Below are 11,273 nucleotides of genomic sequence, written 5' to 3' on the forward strand. Positions count from 1 at the left end.
CTTACTGAAGCTTTCCCACTTCCTTGTAGAACCGCTCGGCGCCGGGATGGAACGGGATGCCCGCGCCCTGCGTCGCGCTGTCCAGCGTGATCTGCTTGCCCTTGGCGTGGCCCGCTGCGAACAGCTTTTGCGTGTTCTCGTTATACAGCGCCTTGGTGATGCCGTAGATCAGTTCCTCGGACTGATCGGCCGAGGTGACAAGCTGTGCGCCGACCGAGATGGTGGGAACGTCCGCGTCCTGCCCGTCATAGGTGCCGGCGGGGAAGTTGTCGGTAGCGAAGAAGTTATAGGTTTCCAGCAGCTTCTCGACTTCGGGACCACTGATCGGGACCAGCCTCACGTCATGCTGGCTGGCCAGTTCCGCAATCGCGCCCGCCGGATAGCCGCCCACGAAGAAGAAGGCGTCCATCGCACCGTCGCGCATCCGATCGGCCGCCTGATCGGGCTTGAGGTATTCCGCCGTCACGTCGGATTCGGACAGGCCATAGGCTTCCAGGATGATCTTGGCATCGACCAGCGTGCCCGATCCGGGTTCGTCCAGCGAAACGCGCTTGCCCTTCAGATCCGCCACGGAATTGATACCCGCGTCGGCGCGCGTGACCAGATGGATGCTTTCGGGGTAAAGGTTCGCGATCAGCCGCAGCTTTTCGACGGCAGGCTGGCCTTCCCACAGCCCCGTGCCGGTCTGCGCCCAATACGCCACGTCGGACTGGGTGAAGCCCGCCTCCAGCGCGCCGCCATTGATCGCGTTGACATTGCCCACCGATCCGTTCGAGGCCACGGCGGTCGCAACCAGGCCCGGCACGCCGCAGGATCCGCCATCCTCGCAGGCCCGAGATCCCGGCGGGTTCGAGATCGCGTTCGCGATCAGCCCGCCAATCGGGTAATAGGTGCCTGCGGTGCCGCCGGTGCCGATGCGGAAGAACGACATGTCCTGCGCAGAGGCGGCCTGACCGATCGAGGCTGCAATTGCGAATGCTGCAAACAGTGCTTTGATTTTCATATCCCTATCCGGTTTATTGCGACTTCAAGAACACGTTAGCACAGGATGCGGCGGTCACAACCATTCGGCACGCTCATCACCAAGGCGCTTGCTGACCTTGGCCTGGAAGGGGGGCTCAAAGGTTGTTCCGCAGCGCCGTCCATGCAGGTCAGCATGGACTCTGTCTTATGTTCCTGAACAGCGGCGTTGGTCGCTTTGGGCATTCCATCTGCCTACCTGAACTGTCATTCGACCTTCATCCGGGCGGGATTGGAGCCTGGTTGATGTTCATGCCCGTTGCCACAGGCCAAGCACCCACCCGACCGGCGAGCTTTCATCCCGCGCGAGCCGGAGCGGTCTGTCAGGCGGTCTTGCTCACCAGCCTGACCGCGCATCAGACGGCATGAAGGTTGGCGGCCGCTCCATTGCCGCCGCCTTAAGACGAGGAGCATAGGGCTTGGCTGCCCATCCCCGCGGTCAATCCCTGTTCAGTAGGAACCGGATCTCTTTTTGCGGTGGCTGTCCGAAGAGTCGCCCCGAGTTGTGTCTGTGTCGGAACGGTCCTGCAGCGTCTTGCCGTTCGCCAAGGCCGGGGAGTCAGGTTTTTTGACGATGACGACATGTGTCGGCCACTGGCGGGACAGTTCCTCGGCCAGGTTCGGCCTGAACCGTGCTGCCCAGCCGTCCCGGCCTGGGGAGCCGGCGACAACGAGCGTATCGTTTGACACGATACCTTCCAGCCCCCCGATGACGGGCCCCTGCAGGCAGTCCAGCCGGTGCCAGGACAGACCGGGCGAAAGCGTCGCCAGAACGCGGGCCAGATCCGATTGCGCGATCCAGGCGGCCCGGCGCTTTCCCTCGATGATTTCCGGCTCGGGCGTCCTGAGGCGCCAGGATCGCAGAAGGCCTTCTTCCCGGAAATACCAGATATTGAGGATGTCCAGAGACACATCCAGAGCCTGCGAGAGCGTGAACGATACGCGCAGCACCTCAGCCGCAAGATGGGGGTCGATGCGGTCCGCGTCATCGGGATTGATCAGGGCGGTGACGGCCGAGGGGGGATCCGTAGGGCCATTCATGATCCAGACCGGGGCGGGCACGCGCCGGGAAAGGTCGCGAATGAAGCTCCGCCACGCCAGAGGGGCCTGGGATGAGGGCCGGGCAGCAAGGACCAGATCGGCCGGTATCCCCGCAAGGCTCTCGGGGGTAACCGAGAGATGCGCTGACACGGCCACCCCCATCGCCTCGATCCCTGCCACGAGCTGCCATTGGCTGTCCGACAACTGCGGGCTTCGCGAACACAGCCCGACCCGCAGCGGCTGGCGGCGTGACAGCCGGGCCATCACCTGCAGCAGGGCAGGCTCGTCAAACTTTTCGGGCAGAACGAGGGCGATGTCCTTCATGGGCTGCGGTCCTTCGGACGAGGCTGCTGGGGTTGCGGCCGCGGGGCTGGCTTCTGCCCCGCCCGCCAAGCGGCAGCGCGGCCCAGAAGATGCGCCCCGATCGGTGCCGTCATCAGCAGGAACAGGATGGCGATCAAGGCCCGGCTGGCCGCGCTGACGCCGCCGATATCGACTGCCGCCGCCACAAGAGCCAGGGAGCCTGCCAGGCTGCCAACCTTCGAGGAGGCGTGCATCCGGGTCAGCGCGTCGGGAAAGCGCAGGATCCCAATGGCCGCGACAAAGGCAAAGCCGCCGGCCAGAAGCGCAAAGATGCCGGTAAGGATCTCAGTCATCGCGGTCGTTCCTGCGGCCAAGCCGTTCGGCATAGCGGGCAAGGGCAACCACGGACAGGAAGCTGACCAGGGCAAGCGCCACGGCGATGTCCAGAAAGGCCTCTGCCTCGGTGCGCACCGCGTAAAGGCCGCACACGACGATGACGGCGGTCGTCATCATGTCCAGTGCCACGACCCTGTCGGCCAGGCTTGGTCCGCGTGCCAGCCGTATGAAGCCGATGAAAATCGCCAAACCGACCATGATCAGGGCCAGGGTGACGCTTGTCTGCATGAAGGCGGTGGGTGTCATGGGCGGAAGACCTTTCCGATGCGACGTTCCATCCCCGATTTCAGATCGGCGATCAGGGCGGCCTCGTCGGTGGCATAGATCGAGTGGACAAGAAGGAAGCTGCGGTCCGGGGCCACATCCAGCGTCAGCGTGCCGGGGGTCAGCGTGATGAGATTGGCCAGCAGGAAGATCTCGCCATCCGAACGGGCCTCAAGGGGCATCTTGACAATGGCGGGGTGCAGGTTCGGCCGGGGCGCGATGCAGTCGCGGGCCACCATGATGCAGGACTTGATCAGTTCCTTGATGAAATAGACGGCCAGGACGACGCTCTGGGGCAAGGCACGGAAGTACCGGCGCTCGTCCTTGCTGGCGATCAGGTCTCGGGCGAACCAAAGGGCACCGAAGCCGATGGCAAAGCCTGTCAGCAGGTTCACCAGCGAGAACCCGTTCCACAGCGCCGACCAGGCGACGGCAAGAAGGACGTTGATGGCCAGAAGCCTCATTGCCGCGCCTCCCCCAGGACGGCCGCGACATAGGCGGCGGGATCAACAAGCTGCTCGGCGCCTCGGGTCGCGAACTCCAGAAAGGGACTTGGGAAGGCGCCGATCACGACCGTCATTGCTGCCAGCATCATGATCGGACCCAGCATTTGCCATCTCGCGGACCGGGGCAGATCGGCCAGGGTCGGCTGGCGTCCGTCGGGATGGGACTTCCAGAACACCTCGGCCCAGATCTTGGTCATCGAGAAGATGGTCAGCAGCCCGACCAGAAGCGCGATCCCCGCCACCAGCCCTTCGCCGATTTCCAATGAGGCCTGGACAATCACGAACTTGGCCCAGAAGCCCGAGAGCGGCGGGAAACCGGCCAGCGAGAAGGCAGGAATGATGAACAGCGCGGCCAGCAGCGGCGCGGTCCTGTAAAGGCCGCCGATGGCGTAAAGGTCCGACGAACCCGTCAGGCGCCGCGAAACCCCGGCGATCAGGAACAGGTTCGTCTTCACGATGATGTGGTGGAGCAGATAGAAGACCGCGCCCATCACGGCAAGCGGCGTCATCAACGCCAAGCCCAGCACCATGTAGCCAATCTGGCTGATGATGTGGAAAGACAGGATCTTGCGGAAATCGCCCTGCGCGGCGGCGCCCAGAACACCCGTCAGCATGGTCAGCAGCGACACCCAAAGCAGGATTTCGTGCGTGTAGCCGATGTCGCCCACGAAGATCAGCGTGAAGACGCGCATCAGAGCATAGACCCCGACCTTGGTCAAAAGCCCGGCAAAGAGCGCTGAGACCGCGTAATGCGGCGTGTGATAGGATGCGGGGAGCCAGAAGAACAAGGGAAAGACCGCGGCCTTCAGGCCGAAGGCGATCATCAGCATCATCGCGATCAGCGTCATCAGCCCCTGGTCGGGCGAGGTCGCAACGGCACCGCGCAGATCGGCCATGTTCAGCGTGCCCGTTGCCCCATAAAGCAGCCCCGCGCCGCCCAAGAACATCACGGTCGAGATCAGGTTCAGCGTGACGTATTTGACCGCCCCGTCGATCGCTGACTGCCTGCCCCCGATCACCAGAAGCCCGAAGGACGAGATCAGCAGGACCTCGAACCAGACATAAAGGTTGAACAGGTCGCCGGTCAGGAAGGCGCCGGCGACGCCGCCCAGCAGCGACTGGAACAGGGCGTGGTATCCGAACCGGGCGGATTGGGGGCCAATCTCGGCCAGGGACCAGATGGCGACCGACAGGCCGATGATGGCGGTGATCAGCACCATGGCTGCCGACAGGTGATCGGCCACCAGCGTGATGCCGAAGGGGGCCTGCCAGCCGCCGATCTGGCCGGCGATGACGCCCTGATCCAGAACCTTGTCGATCAGCACCACAGCGGCGACAAGCGAGGCAACCGAGCCGCCAACCGAGGCCAGGTCGCCCAATCGCGACCGGCGCAGAAGAAAGGCCACGACCGCCGTCACGAACGGGATCATGATGGGCAGCGCAAGAACCCAGCTCACTTCCGGTCCTCCGCCGGTTCGGCGATCCGCATCCGGTCAACCTCGAGATGACCAAAGGTTCGATAAGCCCGTATCGTCAACGCGAGCGCAAAAGCGAACAGGCCGAAGCCGATGACGATGGCCGTCAGCAGCAGCGCCTGCGGCAGCGCGTTGGCCATGGTGCCGGCGGGCAGTTCGCCCTTGGCCCCCAGCAAGGGCGGGGCGCCGGGCGTCAGGCGCCCCGCCGCCAGGATCGCCAGGTTGAAGCCGTTCGACAAGAGCAGCAGCCCGAACAGGAATCGCATCAGGTTGCCAGACAGCATCAGCCACACAGACGTCGCGACCAGGAAACCCGAAAGGCAAGCAAGAAGGGTTTCCATCAGAGCGTCTCCTCGAGCGTGAAGACCAGGGTCAGGATCGCGCCAAAGACGGCCAGATAGACGCCGATGTCGAAGACAAGCACCGTTGAGAGCGCCAGATCCGCCACGATCAGCCAAAGCCCGGTGAAGGGGTCGAGGGCGGCCAAGGCCGAGGCCAATCCTGCAACCACGGCAAGCGCCATGCCCCAGACGCCGATGGCGCGGGGATCGACCCGCAGCGCGCTGCGCGCAGCACCGACGCCTGCCGCAAAGCTATAGAGGACAAAGCCTGCCGCGCCGATCAGCCCGCCGATGAAGCCGCCGCCGGGGCTGTTATGGCCGCGCAGCAGCACGAACAGCGAGAACAGCAGGAACAGCGCCGTCAAGAACCGCGCCCCGATTGACAGGATCAGTGAGTTCATGCCCCTGCCCCCCGCTTGCGCTTGAGGACCGCATAGGCCCCGAAGGAGGCCAGCAGCACCACGATCAGTTCGCCAAAGGTGTCAAAGGCGCGGAAATCGACCAGAACCACGTTCACGATGTTGAGGCCGTGGGCCAGAGCATAGGAGTTCTCCTCGAAGTATTGCGTGATGGTCCGGTCAAGCGGCGAGGCCGTGACAGACAGCACCATCACCGTCACGCAGAGGCCGACAGCACCGGCCACCGCCCCATGGGCCAGTTGCCTTTGGCGGCTGCGACGCTCGACCAGGCCCGGCAGGCGCAGGGCTGCGATGGCGAACATGACCGCCGACAGCGTCTCGACCATCAGCTGGGTCGTGGCGACATCCGGGGCGCCGGCAAAGATGAAGATCACAGCGACCCCGATCCCCACCGTGCCGATGCCGGCGATGGCCGCGATCCGCGAATGGGTGTTCAGCGCAAGAACCGCCCCGGCTGCGGTAAAGCCCACCGTCAACCACAGGAAGGCCGACCGCGGAAGCTCGGGCGCGATGACGGGCCTGCCGTGGAGGATGGTCGCGCCAAGCGCCAAGGCCGTGACGGCGAACACTGCCAGCATGTAGGACGTCAGCCTGCCGGTCTGCAGCATCCGGGTTTGCCAAGCCGCAAGGTCGCGGAAAGCATCCAGCAACCGATCCCAGCCGTTGTCGAAAGACGGAAGGCGCCGCAGCACGGGGTCGACCAGGGCCGCGAACCGATCACGCATCACATAGAGCATCACCCCGATGGTGAAGGTCAGGAGGCTGAGCACCAAGGCCGCGTTGAACCCGGCCCAGAGATGCAGCCCTGCGGCGCGATCCTGCATCAGGCTTCCGGTCAGGGTGCTGCCGATAGCCGCACCCAGCAAAGGCTGGGCGAGCACCCCGGCCACAAGGCCGCAAGCCGCCAGAATGATCGGCCCTGCCAGCATCTGCCAGGGCGCCTCATGGGCAGGATGCGGCGTTCGCAGCGGCGCGCCCAAAAACGGGCGCAGCGTAACAACCCCCGCGACAGCGAAGACCAGCGCATTCGCCGCGACCGCTGCGGCGATGACCAGGGGCGCACCCGCCATGGTGGCGGCGCCCGCATAGATCAGCTCTTTGCCGATCCATCCGATCATCGGCGGCAGCCCCGCCATCGAGGCGCAGGCCAGAAAGGCCGCGACCGCTGTCACGGGCATCGCCCGGCCCAGGCCGCCCAACTGCGCGACCTCTCGCGTGCCAGTCGCGTGGTCGATCGCGCCCACGACCATGAAGAGGCTGGCCTTGTAGAGCGAATGAACGATCAGAAAGGTCACCGCTGCCGTCAGCGCATAGGGGTGCGATCCGGCCAGAAGCATCGTGATCATGCCCAAGGCCATCAGTGTGGTATAGGCAAGCGCCTGCTTCAGATCGCTCTGCCGCATCGCCAGAACCGAGGCGAGAACCGCCGTCACTGCCCCGGCGGCTATCAGCGTCACGGTCCAGGCCGGGGTGCCGCCCAGGGCCGGGTGCAGCCGCGCCAGAAGATAGACGCCCGCCTTCACCATCGTCGCAGAATGCAGGAAGGCCGATACCGGGGTCGGCGCAGCCATCGCATTAGGCAGCCAGAGATGGAACGGGAACTGCGCCGACTTGGTAAAGGCCCCCAGCAGGACCAGCACCAGGATCGGTCCGTAAAGAGGATGCCCCTGAAGCCCCTGCCCCGCCAGGATCCGCGCCAGATCGTATCCGCCAGCCGCTGCGCCCATCAGGATGAAACCTGCCAGCAGCGCCAGCCCGCCGCCGGCCGTGATCAGCATGGCTTGCAAGGCATTGCGCCGGGCGCGGGGATTGTCGTGGTCAAAGCCGATCAGCAGGTATGAGGTTATGCTGGTCAGTTCCCAGAACAGAAACAGGGTGATCAGGTCGCGCGCCGTCACAAGTCCCAGCATCGAGATCATGAAAGCGAACAGGAACAGCACGAAGCGGCCGAAACGTGGGTGATCGCCCATATACCCGGTCGCATAGAGAAAGATCAGCGCACCGATGCCGCTGATCAGCAGGCCGAAGATCAGCGACAACCCGTCCAGCATGAAGGCAAGCGAGATATTCAGCGACGGCGCCCACGGCCAATCTGCCAGCACCGGCTGCCCCCCGACAACGCCAGGGGCCATCGCCGCAAAGGCGACGAAGATCAGCGCGGCCAATCCCGATGCCGCATAGCCGTATAGCCGCCCCGCGCCCGTGTGCTGAGTCATGGAAAGTTCCGAAGCCGTTTAATTGCCCCGGATTTTAATCACAGCCCCTTCATGATAAGGAAATTGATAATGAGGCGACGTTACATAGCCGCACTCTATAAGGAGTCGAAATGCCGACCTTGCAGCAGCTTCGCTACCTGCTGGCAGTGGCCGACACGCTGAACTTCAGCCGTGCTGCCGAGCAGTGCCACGTCACGCAACCCACCCTCAGCATTCAGCTGAAAGAATTGGAAGCGCGGCTGGGAACCCGGCTGGTGGAACGCACGCGGGCCCGCGTCCTTCTGACCCCAGTGGGGACCGAGATCGCCCGCCGGGCCCGCATCATCGTGGCCGAGATCGACGACATCCGCGACATTGCCCGGCGCGAAGACCCGCACGCGATGCAGAGCCTGCTGCGCATGGGCGTGGTCCACACCGTGGGAGCCTATGTCCTGTCCATAGCGATGCCGACGCTGCGCCGGACCTTCCCCCAGACCCGCATCCATGTGCGCGAGGAAAAGCCGGAGCAGCTGCAGCACCACCTGGCCGACGGCCAGTATGACGTGATCCTTCTGCCCGAGGTTCCGGTGCGCGATGACTTTGCCTCTTTCGTGCTGGTGACCGAGCCTTTGCACCTTGTTGTTCCGCAGGATCACCCGCTGGCCCGCCGCAAGTCGGTCAGGCCGCAGGACTTGGCGGGCGAGACCATCCTGACGATGGAACGGCGCGAGGGACCGACCGATGACATCGCACGCCTTTGCCGCGAGGTTGGCGCGATCGAGGCCAGCGACTACGTCGGCACCACGCTCGACACGCTGCGTCAGATGGTCGCCGCCGGCATGGGCATCGCCCTGCTGCCCGCCCTTTACGTCCGCTCCGAGGTCATGCGCGAGGAACTGGTGGTGGCCGTCCCCCTGAGCGATCCCGTGCCAACGCGGAACATCTGCATGGCCTGGCGCAAGTCGGCGCAGCGGGCAGAAACCTATGTCGATTTTGCCGAAGCAATCAGTGGATGCCTGAAGCCTTGGGATGTGCAGCCGGCATCAGGCGCGTGAAGTGGGACGGGCCTCGCAAGCTCGCCACCAGCGACGTGATCCCCGTCAGCGGCAGGTGGGACAGCATCTCGAACAGTTGCAGCTCGAGCGCCGCGTCCTGCACCGAGGTCAGGCCCTGGTTCACCACCTGGCTGATCGCGGTGCCGCCAAGCGCGGTCACAGTCCCCTGCCCTTGTGTTATGCGCGTCATGAACATTGCCGCATTGTCGATCCCTACGTGAAGGTCGATTGCGGCTGGACGAGTAGCACCTCGATCCGCAGCAACCCGACAGCGTCGGGGCTGACACCGCCTCGATTGTTCAAAACCCTCTCGACTGTTACGGTCCCTACCCCCGCTTGGGCAGTAATGTCCTTGAAGGTCGGTTTGCGCATGGTTCTTCTGCCGGGAGACAGGATCAGGATGGCTATACAATCGTGATCATGGTTGCTGTTGCTGTGTGTCGCATACGCTGGAAGGGCAAAGGTTATGAGGCTAACAGTTCACAGCTGTGAACTTTGGCGCATCCCGGCGAGAAAGTGCCCTGATCATTTGGTCAATCGAGAACTGTCCGGCCTGTGCCTTCGCGGCAAGTGCCTGTAGATAGGCCCCAGGCGATCGAATCTGCGTAAACCGTTGAAGGATCGCCGCCAAGGTGGCCGCTGCGCAAATAGCGCCCATGCTCCCCTTCACGCGCGACCACACCGAAAGCTCAATCCCCATCATTGGTCTGACCTGATCTGCCGCATGGACAAGATCAGACCAGGTGCGGATGTCATGGTTGACGAACTGAACGATGTCGCCGCAGGTCGAGACGATAGCGTCCAGCGTCAGCTCGGCGGGTTCTTCAGCAGCCGGCACGCCATTAGCTTTTTCTTTGCAGCATTCAGATTCAAGATCTTCTTTATCTGATCTCTGATAGTGCTGCTCATTCTGGTTGTCCCAGGTGCCCAATTCATCTGTCTGATCAGTGGATATCCTGCCTCGGATATCCTTAAGGGCACCTCGATTTTTGACCTTTTCCGGTCGCGGGTCGCGGGCTCGGCGGCTTGAAATGGGCGTGATGCCACCCGTCAGTGCCCTTGTGCGCTACGGGGTCTTTGATGCTTTGCCTGTCGCGCGCGGCGTTTCGTGCCGCACGACTTGATTTCCGCGCCCCTGGGTTAGCCCGGGCACGGGTTCAGGCGGCTCAGCTGGCCGAGGCGGCGCATGTTGTAAGCGAGGTTCTTCATCCCGATCTTCGCCTTCGCCCGCACCATGCCGATCGTGCGCACCAGCGTGCCGCCCATGTCATTGGTCTGCGCGCCGAAGACATGCTCGACCCGGGCACGCACCGAGGATTTGGTCCGGTTGCTGCTTTTGGCCTGCTCGGTCAGCGGCTTGCCGCGCTTGCCCTTGCGGTGGATGTGGCTCTTCAGCTTCATGCCGCGCAGCTTGGCTTCCATCTCCTCGGACCGATAGGCCGGATCGGCCCAGACCCCCGCGCCGGTATTGCCCCGCGTCAGCAGGTGGTCCACCGCTTGGCTGTCATGCAGGGCGGCATCGCTGACATGGTAACGTCTTACCAGCTTGTGCTTCCTGTCCATGCTCACATGGTTCTTGTAGCCATAGTGGGATTTACCGTGCTTCTTGGTCCAGCGGGCATCAACGTCCTTCTGTGACCGCTTGGCCGGTTTGTCGGACCAGCCCTCGGGCACCTCACCGCTCTTGATCGCCTTGTTTTCCTCGCGCGTGTTGTGGTTCTTCGGCACCGGGACGATGGAGGCATCCAGGATCTGCCCTCCCCGCGCGATGTAACCCCGGCGCGCCAGATAGCCGTCGAACTGCTTGAACAGCGCCTCCACCAGGCCCGCCTGCGCCAGCGCTTCGCGATAAAGCCACACCGTCTTGGCATCGGGCACCCGGTCCTCAAGCCCTAGGCCGAGGAACCGCATGAATGACAAACGGTCGCGCACCTGATACTCGATCTGGTCGTCGGACAGGTTGTAGAGCGCGCCCAGGACCAGTGTCTTGAACATCAGAACGGCGTCCATCGGCTTGCGCCCGGCGCGCGACTTCCGCTCCGCATCTGGCTTGCGCCAAACCCGCTCCAGCGTCGGGCGGAACTCCTCCCACGGCACAACGGCGTCAATCTCGACCAAGGGGTCCTTCTTGGCATCCAGGCTCGCATAGCGGTCCGAAAGATCGAAGAAACCCATCTGTGCCATCGTTACGCCCAAGCAGCCGATCACCCCCCGTTCATACCGCAGCAACTCGGGCCGGGCAATTTTTCGAGGTGCCC

At 63.8% G+C, this 11,273-nt stretch carries 14 protein-coding genes; 1 reads left to right on the forward strand and 13 read right to left on the reverse strand.

Annotated features, from left to right (window positions below; translation table 11 throughout):
• Position 1: 1 nt before the first annotated feature.
• The 9 genes from ACTJI6_RS18835 to mbhE form a co-directional block, all read right to left on the reverse strand.
• Complete coding sequence (locus ACTJI6_RS18835) at positions 2 to 1,003, reverse strand: TAXI family TRAP transporter solute-binding subunit (RefSeq protein ID WP_126156395.1); 1,002 nt, start codon at positions 1,001 to 1,003, stop codon at positions 2 to 4.
• A gap of 467 nt (positions 1,004 to 1,470) precedes the next feature.
• Positions 1,471 to 2,385: a hypothetical protein gene (locus ACTJI6_RS18840; protein WP_126156394.1), complete on the reverse strand. Its 915-nt coding sequence runs from the start codon at positions 2,383 to 2,385 to the stop codon at positions 1,471 to 1,473.
• Positions 2,382 to 2,717: a monovalent cation/H(+) antiporter subunit G gene (gene mnhG / locus ACTJI6_RS18845; RefSeq protein ID WP_126156393.1), complete on the reverse strand. Its 336-nt coding sequence runs from the start codon at positions 2,715 to 2,717 to the stop codon at positions 2,382 to 2,384. Before mnhG ends, ACTJI6_RS18840 begins: the two co-directional genes overlap by 4 nt.
• Entirely contained in the window at positions 2,710 to 3,006 is a 297-nt protein-coding gene (locus tag ACTJI6_RS18850; RefSeq protein ID WP_103174710.1) for a monovalent cation/H+ antiporter complex subunit F, read from the reverse strand. Before ACTJI6_RS18850 ends, mnhG begins: the two co-directional genes overlap by 8 nt.
• On the reverse strand, positions 3,003 to 3,488 hold the full coding sequence (locus ACTJI6_RS18855) for a Na+/H+ antiporter subunit E (protein WP_126156392.1): 486 nt from the start codon (positions 3,486 to 3,488) through the stop codon (positions 3,003 to 3,005). Before ACTJI6_RS18855 ends, ACTJI6_RS18850 begins: the two co-directional genes overlap by 4 nt.
• Positions 3,485 to 4,987 (reverse strand): Na+/H+ antiporter subunit D, encoded by a 1,503-nt coding sequence (locus tag ACTJI6_RS18860; RefSeq protein WP_440802875.1) that lies wholly within the window; start codon positions 4,985 to 4,987, stop codon positions 3,485 to 3,487. The genes ACTJI6_RS18855 and ACTJI6_RS18860 overlap by 4 nt, the downstream gene beginning before the upstream one ends.
• Positions 4,984 to 5,346 carry an NADH-quinone oxidoreductase subunit K gene (locus ACTJI6_RS18865; protein ID WP_126156390.1) on the reverse strand — a complete coding sequence of 121 codons (363 nt, stop codon included), beginning with the start codon at positions 5,344 to 5,346 and terminating at the stop codon, positions 4,984 to 4,986. The genes ACTJI6_RS18860 and ACTJI6_RS18865 overlap by 4 nt, the downstream gene beginning before the upstream one ends.
• Positions 5,346 to 5,747, reverse strand: coding sequence for an MnhB domain-containing protein (locus ACTJI6_RS18870; RefSeq protein WP_126156389.1), 402 nt, complete (start codon positions 5,745 to 5,747; stop codon positions 5,346 to 5,348). The genes ACTJI6_RS18865 and ACTJI6_RS18870 overlap by 1 nt, the downstream gene beginning before the upstream one ends.
• A complete protein-coding gene (mbhE, locus tag ACTJI6_RS18875) occupies positions 5,744 to 7,981 on the reverse strand; it encodes a hydrogen gas-evolving membrane-bound hydrogenase subunit E (protein ID WP_440802878.1) in 2,238 nt (745 codons plus the stop codon). Before mbhE ends, ACTJI6_RS18870 begins: the two co-directional genes overlap by 4 nt.
• A 110-nt stretch (positions 7,982 to 8,091) precedes the next feature.
• Between mbhE and ACTJI6_RS18880 the strand changes: the two genes are divergently transcribed.
• Positions 8,092 to 9,015, forward strand: a complete 924-nt coding sequence (locus tag ACTJI6_RS18880) for a LysR substrate-binding domain-containing protein (protein WP_126156387.1) — start codon at positions 8,092 to 8,094, stop codon at positions 9,013 to 9,015.
• Here the strand turns inward: ACTJI6_RS18880 and ACTJI6_RS18885 are convergent.
• The 4 genes from ACTJI6_RS18885 to ACTJI6_RS18900 all read right to left on the reverse strand — a co-directional run bounded on the left by ACTJI6_RS18885 (position 8,966) and on the right by ACTJI6_RS18900 (position 11,199).
• Complete coding sequence (locus ACTJI6_RS18885; RefSeq protein ID WP_126156386.1) at positions 8,966 to 9,205, reverse strand: hypothetical protein; 240 nt, start codon at positions 9,203 to 9,205, stop codon at positions 8,966 to 8,968. The two genes, ACTJI6_RS18880 and ACTJI6_RS18885, sit on opposite strands and share 50 nt — an antisense overlap.
• Before the next feature lie 23 nt (positions 9,206 to 9,228).
• Positions 9,229 to 9,387 (reverse strand): LacI family DNA-binding transcriptional regulator, encoded by a 159-nt coding sequence (locus tag ACTJI6_RS18890; protein ID WP_440802880.1) that lies wholly within the window; start codon positions 9,385 to 9,387, stop codon positions 9,229 to 9,231.
• A 100-nt stretch (positions 9,388 to 9,487) separates the two neighbouring features.
• Positions 9,488 to 9,946 (reverse strand): replication initiation protein RepC, encoded by a 459-nt coding sequence (repC, locus tag ACTJI6_RS18895; protein WP_440802882.1) that lies wholly within the window; start codon positions 9,944 to 9,946, stop codon positions 9,488 to 9,490.
• 209 nt (positions 9,947 to 10,155) lie between these two features.
• Positions 10,156 to 11,199, reverse strand: coding sequence for an IS5 family transposase (locus ACTJI6_RS18900; protein ID WP_085502601.1), 1,044 nt, complete (start codon positions 11,197 to 11,199; stop codon positions 10,156 to 10,158).
• Between the last annotated feature and the right edge of the window lie 74 nt (positions 11,200 to 11,273).

The sequence above is a fragment of the Paracoccus sp. 22332 genome, assembly GCF_052045125.1.
Lineage (GTDB): Bacteria > Pseudomonadota > Alphaproteobacteria > Rhodobacterales > Rhodobacteraceae > Paracoccus > Paracoccus haematequi_A.